At 59.0% G+C, this 15,091-nt stretch carries 12 protein-coding genes and 3 pseudogenes; 10 read left to right on the forward strand and 5 right to left on the reverse strand.

Annotation, left to right across the window (positions count from 1 at the left end; translation table 11 throughout):
* Window positions 1–12: 12 nt before the first annotated feature.
* The 5 genes and pseudogenes from RVU70_RS19545 to RVU70_RS19565 form a co-directional block, all read left to right on the forward strand.
* Window positions 13–558: a cupin domain-containing protein gene (locus RVU70_RS19545; RefSeq protein ID WP_363351489.1), complete on the forward strand. Its 546-nt coding sequence runs from the start codon at window positions 13–15 to the stop codon at window positions 556–558.
* Window positions 559–1,062: 504 nt separating this feature from the next.
* A complete protein-coding gene (locus tag RVU70_RS19550) occupies window positions 1,063–1,239 on the forward strand; it encodes a DUF3489 domain-containing protein (RefSeq protein WP_363351491.1) in 177 nt (58 codons plus the stop codon).
* A pseudogene (locus RVU70_RS19555) lies at window positions 1,236–1,511 on the forward strand (cbb3-type cytochrome c oxidase subunit I); the annotation flags it as partial. The gene RVU70_RS19550 and the pseudogene RVU70_RS19555, both read left to right, overlap by 4 nt.
* 300 nt (window positions 1,512–1,811) lie before the next feature.
* On the forward strand, window positions 1,812–2,849 hold the full coding sequence (locus tag RVU70_RS19560) for an AI-2E family transporter (protein ID WP_363351493.1): 1,038 nt from the start codon (window positions 1,812–1,814) through the stop codon (window positions 2,847–2,849).
* A 986-nt stretch (window positions 2,850–3,835) separates the two neighbouring features.
* Window positions 3,836–4,590 (forward strand): annotated as a pseudogene (locus tag RVU70_RS19565) (IS110 family transposase); the annotation flags it as partial.
* Window positions 4,591–5,020: 430 nt separating this feature from the next.
* Here RVU70_RS19565 and RVU70_RS19570 read toward each other — a convergent pair.
* The gene (locus RVU70_RS19570; RefSeq protein ID WP_363351495.1) at window positions 5,021–5,599 is read right to left on the reverse strand and encodes a DUF4142 domain-containing protein; all 579 of its coding nucleotides are present in this window, start codon (window positions 5,597–5,599) and stop codon (window positions 5,021–5,023) included.
* An 859-nt stretch (window positions 5,600–6,458) separates the two neighbouring features.
* Here RVU70_RS19570 and RVU70_RS19575 point away from each other — a divergent pair.
* On the forward strand, window positions 6,459–7,379 hold the full coding sequence (locus RVU70_RS19575) for a complex I NDUFA9 subunit family protein (protein ID WP_363351497.1): 921 nt from the start codon (window positions 6,459–6,461) through the stop codon (window positions 7,377–7,379).
* 449 nt (window positions 7,380–7,828) lie between these two features.
* Entirely contained in the window at window positions 7,829–7,993 is a 165-nt protein-coding gene (locus RVU70_RS19580; RefSeq protein WP_363351499.1) for a hypothetical protein, read from the forward strand.
* 319 nt (window positions 7,994–8,312) lie between these two features.
* On the opposite strand, the pseudogene RVU70_RS19585 reads toward RVU70_RS19580, so the two are convergent.
* Both RVU70_RS19585 and RVU70_RS19590 read right to left on the reverse strand, forming a co-directional pair.
* Window positions 8,313–8,594, reverse strand: a pseudogene (locus RVU70_RS19585) (ABC transporter permease subunit); the annotation flags it as partial.
* Between the two features lie 7 nt (window positions 8,595–8,601).
* Entirely contained in the window at window positions 8,602–8,859 is a 258-nt protein-coding gene (locus tag RVU70_RS19590; RefSeq protein WP_363351501.1) for a hypothetical protein, read from the reverse strand.
* Between the two features lie 702 nt (window positions 8,860–9,561).
* Here RVU70_RS19590 and RVU70_RS19595 point away from each other — a divergent pair.
* Window positions 9,562–9,810: a hypothetical protein gene (locus tag RVU70_RS19595; protein WP_363351503.1), complete on the forward strand. Its 249-nt coding sequence runs from the start codon at window positions 9,562–9,564 to the stop codon at window positions 9,808–9,810.
* Window positions 9,811–10,162: 352 nt separating this feature from the next.
* Here RVU70_RS19595 and RVU70_RS19600 read toward each other — a convergent pair.
* A protein-coding gene (locus tag RVU70_RS19600; protein WP_363346330.1) for an IS3 family transposase occupies window positions 10,163–11,349 on the reverse strand; the annotation gives its coding sequence in 2 pieces (ribosomal slippage) (window positions 10,163–11,097 and window positions 11,097–11,349; 1,188 coding nt in all).
* A gap of 177 nt (window positions 11,350–11,526) precedes the next feature.
* Here RVU70_RS19600 and RVU70_RS19605 point away from each other — a divergent pair.
* The gene (locus RVU70_RS19605; RefSeq protein WP_363351505.1) at window positions 11,527–11,751 is read left to right on the forward strand and encodes a hypothetical protein; all 225 of its coding nucleotides are present in this window, start codon (window positions 11,527–11,529) and stop codon (window positions 11,749–11,751) included.
* A 167-nt stretch (window positions 11,752–11,918) separates the two neighbouring features.
* Here RVU70_RS19605 and RVU70_RS19610 read toward each other — a convergent pair whose 3' ends face one another.
* The gene (locus tag RVU70_RS19610; RefSeq protein ID WP_363351507.1) at window positions 11,919–12,737 is read right to left on the reverse strand and encodes a PAS domain S-box protein; all 819 of its coding nucleotides are present in this window, start codon (window positions 12,735–12,737) and stop codon (window positions 11,919–11,921) included.
* 438 nt (window positions 12,738–13,175) lie between these two features.
* Between RVU70_RS19610 and RVU70_RS19615 the strand changes: the two genes are divergently transcribed.
* Window positions 13,176–15,050 carry a CHASE3 domain-containing protein gene (locus RVU70_RS19615; RefSeq protein WP_363351509.1) on the forward strand — a complete coding sequence of 625 codons (1,875 nt, stop codon included), beginning with the start codon at window positions 13,176–13,178 and terminating at the stop codon, window positions 15,048–15,050.
* Window positions 15,051–15,091: the final 41 nt, after the last annotated feature.

A 15,091-nucleotide genomic window follows, 5' to 3' on the forward strand; every position in this document is an offset into this window, starting at 1 on the left:
GTAGACGACCGCATGCGCAAGCCGGCTCTAGAAATAAAGTGCGACGCCCGAGCTCTTGCTGCTGCCGGGCGGGTCGGCGCATCGACTATTGCCGCGCCGTCGGCCGTGTTGGAAGCGATCTTAAGCGACACCAACCGAAATGGAACGCCAAAGGACGAGCCGGGGGCGACGGAGCTGATCTGCGGCGCCTTCGTCATGCGAGCGCCTCCGCTCAACCCGCAGTTGGGCGCCCTGCCGCCCGCGTTCAAAGTCCAGGCGGGAGGGGCCGGGGCCAAGCCCGGCGCTCGCCGGCGCCGCGCGGCGATGCTGGCGGCGGAGTGCGGGCGGCGTTCCCGCAATGGCTTTACCGCTCAGCGGCTTTTGGAAGTGCTCTGCGCCGAGGCGATTCGTTCATTTCAGCAAAGCCAGCGCGCGCGAGACGCCGGCTGGTTTCGAGGGCTGGCGGACCCAAAGATATCAGAGGCGGTGCGGCACGTGCACGCCGATCCCGGCGCAGAGTGGAGCGTGGAGGCGCTGGCGGCGCGGGTTGCGTTGTCTCCCTCCCGCTTCGCCGAATAACGCGCCACTCCAACACTCCGGCTCCCGCCCGCTCCGATCGCGGGCTTCAGCCTGTAGAAGGTGGCGATCCTCGCCATCTCCGGCTGAAGGAGCCCACAATGACCCAGCTTTCCAATACCCAGCTGATCATCCTCTCGAAAGCAGCTGAACATCCCGAGCGCATCGCACTGCCGCTGCCCGCGCGCCTCAAGGGCGGCGCCGTAAAGATCGTCGTCGGCAGCCTCATCAAGAGGGGGCCGCTCGAAGAGATCGACGCCAAGGTTTGCGCCAGCGAAACCGCCTGGCGCGAAACCGGCAATGGGCACGGCGTCACGCTGGCGATCACCGACGCGGGGCTCGCCGCGATCGGCTTGGAATCCCAGACGGCGAAGAAGCCGAAGATCGCCCAAGGGCGCGAAGAAGGCGAAGACAGCTACGAGCGCCGCGCCGTCCCCCAAAGCCACGCCCAAAGCGCCCCGTGTCCCCACGGAACGGACGCCGCGCGAAGGCACGAAACAGGCGACCATGATCGCCATACTCCAGCGCAAGACTGGTGCGACCATCGCCGAGATCGCCGAGGCGACCGGCTGGCAGCAGCACACAGTCCGAGGCGCCTTCGCTGGGGCTCTGAAGAAAAAGCTCGGGCTCACCATCGTCTCGGAGAAAGTCGACGGGCGCGGGCGGGTCTACAAAATTTGGTAGGTAAATTGCCGATCTTCGCCTGGTCCATGCTCGTCTTCGCGGGCATGATCGTCTTTCCGGCCGTCATTCTCGCGACGCTGCTGCTTGAAATCGAACGCGCTTTCGGCTGGCCCTTCTTTACCGCGGCGCGCGGCGGCGATCCGCTGCTGTGGCAACATCTCTTCTGGTTTTTCGGTCATCCGGAGGTCTACATCATCTTCCTGCCGGCGGCGGGGCTCGTTTCCATGATCGCCCCGACTATGGCGCAGCGGCCGCTTCTCGCCTACAGGCTCACGGACGAGGTCTACCGTGCGATTGCGCCGGCGCTGACCGCTGCTGGCGTAGACATGCCATTTCCAACTTACCAGATTCTTTTCCACGATCAGACGGAGGAAGCGGACGGAGACCGGAAGCTGCAACGCGAGGGCTGGCCGCCGTCCGTTGGGAGCCCAATGTCGTCTCAGCGCAAGCGCGCGAAGGCCCCGCCCTCCGAAAATGGGCCCCAGGCGCGACAGTGGGCGCCGTGATCATATGCTGCAGGCGACGACGGAGAAGACAGGATGGTTGATTCGCATCAGGCCGCGCAGACGCGGTTGCTGGCGATTATCGCGTTCCTGCTCGTCGGCTTCGCACTTCGCCAGACCTATGCCGTCACAATGCCGCTCGCCGCCGCGGCTGTTGTGATCGCCGCAGTATGGCCGGTAAAACCATGGCTCGAACGATACTTCCCACCAACGCTCAGCAACCTCGGAACGGTTCTTGTCCTGTTCGCCGTCCTCGCCGCCTTCGCTGGCGCGATTTCCTTTTCTGTGGCTCGAGTCGCGCAGGCGTTCACGGAAAACTCCGACAAGCTCCAACAGCTTTACCAAAGCCTTTCGGACTGGGTCCGAAGCTGGGGCGGCTCGATCGGCAGCGCCGGAAATTTCAGCCGTGTGATAGGCATGGCGGAAAAGGCGCTTGGGAGCGCCTATAACATAATCGTCTATATCGGCATCATCGGGATATTGGTGGTCTTCGGTCTTCCCGAGGTTGGAAGGATTCGTCACAAGATCGATCGGCAGACCGATGGGAAACGGAGTCGCGAGCTTGTCGACGCCGCTGAACTGATTGCCGTGAAGGTTCGCCAGTATCTCTGGGTCACAACGATCACAAGCGCAATTACGGGGGCCGCGACTCTGGTCCTGTCCCTCGTGCTGGGGCTCGATCTTGCTCTCGTGTGGGCGCTTCTCAACTTCCTGCTCAATTACATCCCGATCGTGGGAAATTTTGTCGGAATCGTCCCGCCAACGCTCTATGCGGTGATCCAGTTCGGCGGCTGGGCGATGCCAGCGGTCGTGTTTGGGGGATTTTCGCTCGTCCAGATCGTCATCAGCAATTTCGTCGCGCCAACCCTTCAGGGAAAGAGTCTCTCCCTGACGCCCATGGCCGTAATATTGGCGCTCTCGGTATGGAGCTGGATATGGGGCGTCGCCGGGGCGCTGATCGCGGTGCCCCTGACATCGGCGGCGGTCGTTCTTTGCAACCACTTTCCAAGCGTCCAGTGGATCGCGGCCCTCCTGGAGGACAAGGACGACCAGAGCCCTGATGCGCGACACGATACGCAGCAAACTGGCAGTCGTCTTCCCGATTAGGTCAATCTTGCATCGACGAACATGCTTCGACGTTCTCAACGGCTTCTCACGTTGGTCTCGAGCGGGTCGAGATGGCGCGGACTCCCCAGTGTGAGGGCTTCGAGGAAGCGGTCGACGCGCGCGGCTTCTTGCCGATAGACTCTCACAGGCCCTCCATCAGCGAGGAAGACTCTCGACCACCTTCCTTGGGAGCTCGGGCTTCTTCAATATGCTTGTAAGCGGATCGCGAGCCAGAACATCGGCAGGCAGCGCAACCCCCGTGTTGACGATCAAGGAAGACGGTCAAGGCCGCCCGCAAGTCAGGCGAAGGGATCGATCCTCGACTTTTTTCCAGACTATCTCGACCGGGCAGCGTGGAGAGCGCTCCATAATCCGAGGCGTTTATCACAAGATCATGTAAAATAAGGCAAAGGCTCCTGATGGAGATGGGACCGGAGATGAGGGGTTCGCCAATATGGTGACATGCGCCGAATCCCTGATATGCGGCTTCAGAACGGCACCAATCAGACGGTCGATCGTCGTAGTTTCATCGGCTTTTCTCGGCTTCATTCAAGTCCTGTTTCGCCTTTTGTCACTGCAAGCATAGTGGACCGGATTCGCGCCTGAACGGGGTTTGCCTCACTTTTCGTGCCTTTTCCGGTTGGATCGCCCTGGAGATGGGCATTGCTTGGCGGACGGTCAAGAAGTGGGTGCACGCGCACGATATGCCGGAACCCCCGAGCGCGCGCCAACGCCAACATTGCCTCGCAATTTTCGGGGGCTATCTCACAAAGCGTTGGGGAGCGGATACAGGGTTGTTAGACAACTCTTCGCCGGAAATTCGGCAACGTGGCTATTCGGAGCAGCCGTCCCAATATGGAGCGCCTCTTAGATCCCGTAATGGGCCGGGCCTCGCGGGCTAGCCAGATTGGGTGGCTGTACCTCAGTATGATGGTGTTTGGAACGGAGTCCGAGCGATAGGCTCCAAGCATCCATGAGAAACAGTCGTGGAATATTTTGCCGGAGTCGACGTGTCTTTGAAAGAGAGCAGCGTGTGCGTGGTGGATACGGCTGACGAAGTCGTTCGTGAGGTCAAGGTCGCCAGTGAACCCGAGGCGCTTGTTCGGCATTTTGACGAGTTGGGCTTGCCTGTCAGCCGCATCGGGTTCGGAGCTGGGCCGTTATCGCAATGGTTGCATGCCGGTCTTATGGCAGCCGGACGCGATTCGGAGTTGTTGGAAACGCGACACGTGAAAGCGGCGCTCTCCGCCATGACGGTGAAGACCGACCGGAAGATGCGCGGGGCATCGCTCAGCTTCTGCGAATTGAATGGTACCGTCCGGTTCACGTAAAATTAGCACCTTGTAAGGATACCCGCGCCCTTCTCGCTGGACGTAAGCTCTTGCAAGGCAAGCTTCTCGATGTCGAACTCAGCATTCGCGGCATCCTACGAGGCCACGGGCTCAAGGTCGGCGAAGTCAGTCGAGGACGGTTTGAGGCACGCATCCGGGAACTGACGGCCGGCCACGCCATCTTGGAGACGGTCATTGGCGCGATGCTGGCTGCGCGGATGGCGTTGTGGAACGAGTTCACCAGGCTCCATCGCGAGATGCTGAAGATCGCGCGCGCCGACAGGGTTTGCCGGAGATTGATGAGCACACCAGGCGTCGGCGCCCTAGTTGCGCTGACCTATCGCTCGGCGGTGGATGATCCGTCGCGGTTTGCAAAGTCCGGCACGATAGGCGCCTATTTCGGGCTGACGCTGTGGCGGCGCTCTTGCTGACCACGGACAGAAGCATGATCCTGGCGACGAGATCAGAGGGACTTGACGAAAAACGGCCCATTAGAAAAGCATTACAATTGCGATCTGTGAGAATTCTGCCTCCTTGGCTCACATGATGCGCTGAGAGGGTCAGGTCATGGGATGTCGGGAGCCTCGATCGTGACGACCCTCGAGTTATGGGCGCAGCAGTTTGCTCGAACGTTGAGCCGAGATCTCGAGGCAGTCAGAAATACCAACGCGGAACGTTGGAGCGAGGCGAAAGACGAGGCCGCTCCTTCCGTGGGCGGCAAGGCCCCAAGTACGACGTCATCGACGGTAAGACGCCCGCGACGGCTGAAGTAAAAATGATTCCGGGCTCCCTTCGGGGAGCCCGGAATTTTTGTACGATTGGGAAAGAGCCGGAGGCGGTCTAATCGGCGCTAGCGCCCTTCTCGGTGCCCCGCGGCAGCGCCTTGGCCTGATCCAGATGGCGCTCCAGCATCGAAACGGAGCGCTGGGCCCAGTTTTTCAATTCGGCGTTCATGCCGTTCTTCGCGTAATCCCGGAAAAGCGTCAGCGCGCGCTCATGACCGTCGATCTGCTGCTGGCGGAATTGTTCGTCGAACTGCGCGCCATTGAGGCCACCCAGCTTGTCGAGCTTGCTCTGATGCTCTTCATCGAGCGAGCCCGGCGCCGTGAGCATGGTCATGCCCACGGCGTCCACAATGGGTTTCAGTTCGGCTTCCGCATTGTTGTGGTCGGCGACAATCATCGTGGCGTAATCACGAATTGCCTGATTGTTGGTCTTGTTCAGCGCGTGCTGGCCGGCCCGGAGTTCGAAATTGTCGATGTTCCAGGCCTTGCGAATGAAGTCCTTCGTCGCCGCGTCCACATTGCGCGCGCCCTGATCGGTCATGTCCTGGCGTTGGGTCCCAGGAGTCGTCTGGGTCGATGTCTGCGCTAGCATCGGCTGCGCGGCGAACAGCACCAGCAGCGCCGCGCCCGTCAAGAACGGTGTCTTCCTCATAGATGCTTCCTCTTTGTCGGCCCCGCTTGCCCGGTCTAACCCCGCTGGGCCCGGCGCTGTTCCTCAGGCGCCGTGAAAGAGCTACCGCTAGTGCTTACATCGAGTGGCGTATCGGCAGAATTTCACCGCCAAGTTCGGGACAGACGAGTTCTGCAATGTCCAAGCGCGATTCCCAAGTCCGCGGCGTCACCTGAACGGCTACCGAAGTCGGGACGAAGATCGCCTTCCGCAAGGCGGCCATGCTGTCAATCGGCGTTGACGTTTCTTATGACCTTTTCAAGCGCAATCCGCATGCGCGATCCGCCTCTGAGCCGGTGCGGCCTGGAGCGCAAAATGTTCGGCGAGGCAGAGGTCAGGACGCCGGTGGCAAGGAGGCTGTCACAGCGCGTGCACCGTCGCGACAAGACTTTCTAAAAGTTTCTCGGTTGCGCCAGCAGAGGCGTTGCGCTAGCTCAGAAATTCACTCTTCGGCCGCGTGGGCGGCCATGCTGAATTCTTCGATGTCAGCCATCGCTCAAGCCTAAACGTTATTCGTCGAATCAAATATTGGGCTCGGACGCTTCAAAAACGTCTCCCTCCTGTCGATTTCGGTTTCGCTGCGAGATACCGGCCCCGCTTCCGCGAGGTTCGAGCACTTTAGCTTTGCGCGGGATATCTCTCCGACTACCGTGCTACCGGTATGGCAGACGCCGACACCACCTTCCAAGGCGCCATCCGAGGAGCGGTGATGACAAGCCTTGCTGACGGCGATGCGACAACGCGCGCACAGTTGGCGCGCGATGCAGGCCACCATAGTTGTACGATGCGGGCTGCTACGCCTTAAGCAGGACGAATCTGAACCATGGCGACCAGGGAGGAGCGCTCCATCGTCGTATTCGGCGGGACCGGGTTTCTCGGTCGCCGAGTCGTTTGGCATCTCCGTAAGGCTGGATTTCCTGTGCGGATTGCATCGAGGCATTCGGATCGGAGCCATCGGCAGTTTGGCTTTGCTGATCCGCAACTCTGCTCGGTCGAGGCGAACATTCACGATCAGCGGTCAATCGCCAAAGCAGTTGCCGGCGCTTACGGCGTCGTGAATGCGGTCAGTCTGTATGTCGAGCATGGCCGTGAGACCTTTCATTCCGTCCACGTGGAGGCGGCTCAACGATTAGCAGACCACGCAAGCCGAGCCAGAGTGGAGCGACTCGTCCACGTTTCAGGAATCGGCTCCGACGCAGGCTCTCCGTCGCTTTATATCCGTAAACGTGGCGAAGGCGAGTTGGCGGTTCGGGCCGCGTTCGCAGATGCAATTCTCATTCGCCCGGCGGTGATGTTCGGACCGGACGACTCCTTCCTCACCTCCATCCTCCAGCTCCTCCGCCGGCTTCCAATCTATCCAATGTTCGGGCGCGGTCTCACGAAACTGCAGCCGGCCTTTGTAGAGGATGTAGCCGAAGCAATTGCCACGGTATTCGATCGGACAACCTTAAATGCGACCACCTTCGAGCTTGGCGGTCCTCACATCTACACCTACGAGGAACTGCTCAAAGTTATTGCACACGAAGCCAGGCTTAAGCCCGTGTTAATTCCAATCCCTTTCGCCGCTTGGCGCATGCTGGCTCGGTTCGCGGAAATGCTCCCGAGCTCGCCCCTCACTCGCAATCAAGTAGAATTAATGCAGGTCGATAACGTGTCGTCGCTAGAGATGCCCGGCTTTGAAGATCTCGGAATTTCCCCGCGCTCAGTCGAGGAGATACTTCGTGAGATATTGCAAGGTCAATAATCAAAGAGGTTTTCCCCGCTCCGAAGGTCACCGTCGTCCGCAAGCATCTCTCCGGCTCGGACGACGCGACGTGGGGCTCATGGCGCGGGCGACACTACCGTCGTGGGGGTTGATCGCCTCCCGCTCGACTTCAGTGGCGCCGCTCTCGTTGATCGCCGTGTACCATTCGCAATCTCTAAACAATAATCGTTCAAAAGGCCCAAGAAGCGGGATTCCCAGCTTGGCCCGCGGTAGTGAATGGCCATGTAAGCGCCACAACCAGCGACACGCTTGCTTCTGGCTTTCCAAGGGCCACTAGTCAGAATGAGAAACTAGCATAGATGGAAGAAAGAAAGTGAACCCCATCGGGGGTATTGCAATGATGTCCGTAGCCCAAATCTCAATTCGAGCGTTTCACTACAGGTTTCCAAACAGCAAATCTATCGCCGCCCCCGCAAACGCAGATGACAATGATCGACGGCAAAGAGTGGATCCTGAATGCCGCGCGGCTTGGCGATGAAATTGTATTTCACTGTCTCGAAGATCACCTTTCCATTTCCCGACGACAGGCCGGCGGAAGTTTTTGCCAGATAAGCGGAGCGCGCGCTCTAATCGGCATCGATGCGGCAAGTTAAACCGCACCCGATGCGAATTCCCGTTGAACTTTCTGATGCTGCGAGGCTCGACATGGCCTATGAGGTTCGAGCGCATCATCCCCCAGAATCGCCAAGAGGGACCAATCTTGTGGGCGATCGTCTAAGATACGCCGATCTGTCGTTCCAAATTGTCTAACAGTTGCTCTATACGTTTCCCAAAAGCACAGAAGCCGTATTCGCCGATTACCCGGGTGGTTGCGCTGCGTGAGCTGGTAGCGCATCGCCCACGCATCCGCGCCTATCTCGATTTCGAGAAGAGGCATATTCCGACGGTATCCCGAACTTGATCGCTGATTGATCAGACTAACGCGGCTGGCTTTATCCGCAACCCGCGCGGGACAAGATGGCGCTCGGCGAGTTCAAACAGCCCCTGCACAGCTAGAGCGAGCAGGGCCGCCGGCACTGCCCCCTCAAGGATGAGCCCGTAATTATCCAACCGCACGCCGGTGAAAATGGGCTGGCCAAAGCCACCCGCGCCAATTAAGGCGCCCAACGTCGCGGTGCCGACATTGATCACCGCAGCCGTCTTCATGCCGGCCAGAATCGCCGGCGACGCAATCGGTAGCTCGATCAGCTTTAGACCGAGGCTAAGCTGCTCTTTTCACCAGAGCAAAACGCCAACCCGTTTCGATGACAGCAAAAACGCCATCGGCAATAGCAGCAGCGCAGTAACGGGTCTCGTCGTGCGTATGCCTATCGACCATGTCGATGTATTTCGCTCCGGAAGCCAGTAGCTCCTCTATGCGCCACTCAACGAAACTCTTCGCGGCCTTGTACGAGGGAAATTCTGCCGAAAAGAGCCGCTCTCCCGTGCCGTTCACGACGGAGACTACCAGGCGATCCATAGACGATCCTTGTTTTAAATGTTCGTAGCCGAAGATAAGGATAGGCTCCAAGCTAGGGGAAACCCTTATAACTAACGCATCAGTAAACTCCCGGGACTCCCGACCTCTCTTTTCGCCAGGGACGGCTGCGGGCAGGGGTTCTGCCTTGGAGCTGTTTTGACGAATCCGCCCGACACTAACGGCTCCGTGCGCGCCTAGGCGCCGACCAGCCGAAATCCCACCGCTCCAACCAGAGCTCGTCGTGAATCGATTACGCGGGCCGGCTTAGCACTCCTTCAGGGATTCCAGCGGGCGCTGATCACTCACTGAAGCAACGCTCGAAAATTCGTAGCGGTTTCTACTAGGTCCAAATCATCGGCTTGATAGGAGCGTGAACGAATGGGTGCAGAGCGCCACTTCGGTTTGCTTACAAGCCAAAGACGACCACCTGCGCTAACAGGAGGAGCTCGTGGTTAAGCTACCGCAAAGAACCGTCATGTCGTCGGGGTCTCAGCCCTAGCTTTAGCCATCTCCGGACTCGGCGCCGCAGCCAATTTCGAATTCAACCGGCCTGCCAAAACCTTTTCGCAAGTCACCAATGCCCCAACCGAAAAGTGGACCAACCCGACCAACCAGACATGGGCAAATCCGGCCCAGCAGAACCAGATTCCCTCAAACGCTTATGGGTCAGCTCAGCCAACCGAACCTTCCCGGCCCGGCGCTATGATTGACAATCGGTCTGCGGTCTCGCCCCCTGCCAATGCGAAAAAGACGGAAAATGCGGCGGACGCGGGCGAGGCGCTGAACTGGACTGATAGAGAATGGGAAATCGCATCCAAGGCCGTATCGGCGTATCGAATCGCCGGGAAAGCCGCACAGGCGCTGATCCCGAACCAGAGCGCCAACCCGGTTTGGCAACCACCGGAGGAAATCGCGAAGGGGAACGGCAACGGCAGCGGGGAGAAACGCTAAGCGCGCAAAAGACACCCCAAAAACGTGGCCTCTATATTTCCATGACGAGGAACAATGTTCTTAGCCCGGCGGTTGGTTCTTCACCTCCCCTCCCGGGGGAACTCTTCTCCTTGGCCCGGCCGCCTGCCGGGCTCTCTTTTTGGCCATCAGGCACGCGGCGTTGAATCCTAGCTCGATATGGCCGCGGTAAGCGTCGGCGGAATCTTGTGTGGCTTGGCGGGTCAACGCAATCTTTAATCGGGTGGTCGTCCCGCAAATAGCCGGCATTCCACTGAGGAAGCCCTAATTTCTTAGCGGTTGGGTGGCTGGCAATTATGCGAGAATAGTCACATGCTGACCTGCCACTGAAGTTTCATCCAGCGGCGATTGGAGCCCCGTGGAGTTTTACGCCGTGAGGCGCGATGTGAGCAACATGCGATCGGCGAAGCTGGTCGGGGTTGCGCAGCCGATTGCATGTTGCGGGGAGCGAGGCGGCGTAGGCTGCCGGGGTTAGGTAGGCGAGCGCGGAATGCGGTCGCCGGTGATTGTAGTCATCGACCCAGGCCGCGATCTTCTCTCGGGCGTGGTCTAGCCCGAGAAACAGCGTCTCGTTTAGGAGTTCGTCGCGCATCCGCCCATTGAAGCTCTCACAGAAGCCGTTCTGCATGGGCTTGCCCGGGGCGATGAAATGCCAAGCGATCCGATGCTCCTCTGACCAGGAGAGCATCGCGTTCGAGGTGAACTCCGTGCCATTGTCGGAAACGATCGTCCCTGGCTTGCCGCGCCTGCCGATCAGCGCCGTAAGCTCCCGCGCGACGCGACGGCCCGAAATCGACGTGTCGGGGATTGCTGCGAGACATTCACGCGTCGCGTCGTCCACGATGTTCAGAACCCGGAAGCGGCGACCGCTAGCGAACTGGTCGTGAACGAAGTCGAGCGACCACCGCGCATTGGCCTTTGCCTCAATTGGAATTGGCCCCCGTGTCCCGACGGCGCGTTTTCGCGATCGTCGTTTGCGCACGCTCAGGCCCTCCTCGCGATAGAGCCGGTAGATGCGGTTGACGCCCGAAGGCTCGCCCGCCTGGCGCAGCAAAATGAATAAACGCCGGTAACCGAAGCGCTTGCGGGCGTTGGCGAGATCGCGGATCTGCTCCCGCAGCTCTATGTCCGGCGAACGCCGAGAACGATAGCGGATCATCGTGCGATCCGCGCCGACAAGGCCACAGGCCCGCCGTTCCGACAGGCCCATCGCGGCCCGCAGATGCGCGACTCCCTCGCGCTTGGCGGCGGGCCCTACCATTTTTTTGACAGAAGCTCACGGAGCGCGGAGGCGTCGAGCATGGCTTCCGCCAACAGCTTCTTAAGCTTTACATTCTCCTCTTCCAGCGCCTTCAGACGCTTAGCCTCCGAAACGTCCATGCCGCCGTATTTGGCTTTCCAGTTGTAGAGCGTCGCTTCGGAAACGCCGTGCTTGCGGGCGAGATCGGCGGTCTTCGCGCCTGCCTCATGCTCCCGCAGCACGCCGATAATCTGCTCTTCAGTGAAACGTGCACGCTTCATTCGTCCGTCCTCTCAAAGGCCGGACTCTAATCGGTCGTGGAGGAACTTTGCAGTGCCAGGTCAATGCGAAAACACCTTTTTTGGATGGGGTTGGCTTTGACGTTTTCAGGCGCTGCGTCGCCCATTTTTGCACTGGAGACCTCGCCCAGCACGCCTTCGTCACAGGCGGCTTGCGACTTGGAAATGAAAAAAAGCTGTGAAGAGGTCGTGCAGGACAACATCCTTTGGAGACTAGATGAGCCCGGTGATTCTGCCTCGAAACACTGGCAGCAGAAAAACCTCGACGACCTCTGTGCATGCACGACGGATCCTTACGCTACCGTTAATTGCTTCCAGACACAGGTCAACAACAATGGCAAGATTTGGCAAGAAGCCATCGCAATGTGCCGCGCCAAGCCTTGACCTGGCTTCGTCACCTCTGGCTGTTTTCCTCCATGGGTAGGAGGCGGAGTTCTGTCGCAGGCACTCACATACTGTAACGCCTCGAGAAGCCAATATCCGAGTGCGAGGCCAGGCGCGGCGCAATCCTTCAGCGGCTCCTCACAACATCGGACCCTTCCGATGAGGGACTAAATGCCATCTTTGAGATCAGAGAGGAGGAGAACAGCGACAGAAGCTCCCGCGAGGCCGTCAACGCGATTGGCTACCGCGTGGCCTCGAAAGACTGAACCGTCCTGCCGGAGATAAACGTTGTCCGCTTTAAAGACCCCGCGGGCTCCATCCGCCAGTCCCCTCAGACCATCCCAATCATGGTCGCAGTCGTCCACAATGACGTCGCGAACTCGTGTGTTGTGAAGGTCGGAGGGTTGGCGCCCAAGCAACGAAGCGAACCTTCGATTAACCTGGATAAACCGGCCCGTTCGGGTATCTATTTGCGCCAACGCTGCGCTTGTCGTTTCGAAAACAGCGCGAAACAATGCTTCGCTATAGAGCAATTTCTCCTCAGCCCGCCTCTTCTCTGTGACATCCTGCGTCGTGCCGATCAGACGCACAGCGTTCTGGTTGGAGAACAGAACCCGCCCAGTCGCAACGATCCAGCGCTCAACCCGATCTTCTATCCCTACAACCCTGTATTCTGCTCGATAATAGCCGCCGCTCTCTGGATTGAGCGCGCGCTCAATCGCCTCCCGAACAGCGGCCCTGTCTATCGGGTGCACGCCTTGCATGAAGGTCTCGTAATCGACATGCGCCCCGGGTCTCAGACCCCACTGCGCTCTGACCCTATCGTCCCAGACCAGTTCGCCTGTTTGCGGGTCCCAGACGTGGATCCCGATGCCCCCCGACTCGAGGGCCATCTGGAGAACCAAGTCGTTCTCGCGGAGCGCATTTTCCAAAAAAACTTGCTTCTGGGTGTCAAGGCGGCGGCGCTCGTCCAGGTCCCCCTCCACGCGCGCGTACTAGCTCCAGTCCCCTGTAAGGGCGAGATAACATAGCATTTATCCAGCCAAGCTTAAATAGACACGCCTGAGTAAAATCTAGTGCTTTTTGGGTTGTCTCCTCCAGACGGCCTCTTCAACCGCCGCAGGTCCCGCTCGGTGGCGGGGGCGCATAGTTAAGCTCACGTTAGGCCACCCGGCTCCGGGAGGTGTGGGGATCAAGCGCCTCCTAAAGCGCGTTCGAGGGGAGACTCTGATTTTCATGGCGGGGTGAGCGCCTTTGAGGGAAACGTGTCGTGCTGAACCTGATCGCACCGTTGGAACCATGCCGCGATCGGTGACCGCCGCCGCGGTCTCTTGCTTGCACTGGAGACGCTTGTCGCGCGCCTTCTCCAGCGCCTCAGGTTTATGGCTAAATGAGGCAGCAAACCAAACTCTTGGGCGACTAAAGTGAAGCTCCCGCATCGACAGCGCGCAGCGTTGCTCTCGGTTTTGTTCGCCATGGCCATCGTCGCATTTGCGGTGGCTGCTGCAATGCACACAGAGGGCCGCAAACGCGACGCTTCAATATGGGTCAGGCATACGATGGCGGTGAAAAACTGCCTCAATAGCCTGTCTGCGTTGATCCGACGGGCTGAAAGCGGCGAGCGAGGCTTTATTGCGACGCAGGATCGACGCTTCTTAGAGTTGTCCTACGAAACGGTGGCGCCTCAGATAGAGCGGGAGATCGATGATCTGCGCGACCTGGTCGCGGACAACTCCAAGCAGCTTACCGCAATAGAGCGCGCGCTTCCCCTCATCCACGAAAGATTGGAGTTGATGAGGAGCCGGATCCAAAGCGTCGTCGAAGGGCGACCTGAGGAGGCGCTGGCGTCGTTAAAAGGCGGACACGGTCTAGACATCATGCGCGAAACCACGCGCATATTCGATGTAATGAGGAGCGAGGAAGATCGTCTTTATCAGCAAAGGGAGCAAGCCTATCTGAGCGCGGCAGAGGCGCTCGAAATCGTCTTCGGTTTTCTTTTCCTTGCGGTCGCTGCGTCGGGCCTTTTCGTCTTGTTGACATCAGAGCGCCAACTTATCGCGCTTGAGGCCGCCAATGAGAATTTGCAGAGAGCTTACGAAGAGGTCGTCAAACAATCCAGCGAAAGAGTGAAAGTTGAAGCTCAGCTGCGACAAGCACAGAAGCTCGAAGCTATGGGCCAACTCACAGGCGGCATAGCTCATGACTTCAACAATATGTTGGCAGTCATTGTCTCGAGCCTGAATATTCTGAGACGGAAGCTTAAGTCGGTGGAGGGGGACTTCCACATGCTTGTCGACGCGGCCGAGGAGGGGGCTGACAAGGCTGCCCGGCTGGTTCGCCGCCTCCTCGCCTTCTCACGAGAGCAGCCGCTCGACCCTAAGGTTCTAATAGTTAACGACCTCGTCCGCGGCATGTCGGACATCTTGCGGCGGACCACCGGCTCCAGAATCGAGCTGGAGACGCATCTCGCAAAGGGCCTATGGGAGACATGCATCGACGCTCATGAGCTTGAGAATGCATTGCTCAACCTGGCAGTGAACGCGCGTCACGCCATGCCGAATGGGGGACGGTTGATCGTCACCACCGAGAATGCCACTATCGATGAGAGCTATTCAGCGCAAAACCCTGGCGTGGAGCCTGGTGAGTATATTAATCTCTCCGTTGCCGATACTGGCGAGGGGATGACGCCGGAAGTCGTGGCCCGTGCGTTCGATCCATTTTTCACAACGAAACCCATGGGCAAAGGGACTGGCCTCGGATTGTCGCAGGTTCATGGTTTTGTGAAGCAGTCAAACGGTCACATAAAGATTTACTCTGAGCCGGGCCTTGGAACCAACATCAGCATTCTGTTCCCCCGCTTCCTGGGCGCCGTCGGCGCCAACTCGCATCCCAGCGGCGCAGAATTGCCCTTAGGGAAACCTAACGAGGTGCTTTTGGTCGTGGATGACGATCCGACCGCCTTGAAGCTCACCGCACTCGCTGCCCGTGAACTAGGTTACACGGTTTACGAAGCGGGAGGCGGTAAAGCCGCGATCGGCGTCCTTAAGGCGCATCCTGAGATCTCTCTCCTCGTTACGGATGTTGTGATGTCAGATATGGACGGAGCGCAGTTGACGCGGGAAGCTGTATTCCGGCGGCATGACCTGAAGGTTCTCTACATGACGGGCTTTCCCCGGGCCATGCTGCTGGGACAAAACATCCAGGTCGAAAACGTTCTCACCAAGCCTTTTACGCTCCAGCAATTTGCACAAGCCCTCCGCAAGGTAATCGACAACCCAATCAAAGGCGCCAGGAGCTAAATAGAGAGGCCATTCAGCCTTGAATAGCCTGTTCAGACAGG

The sequence above is a fragment of the Methylocystis echinoides genome (genome assembly GCF_040687965.1).
Lineage (GTDB): Bacteria > Pseudomonadota > Alphaproteobacteria > Rhizobiales > Beijerinckiaceae > Methylocystis > Methylocystis echinoides_A.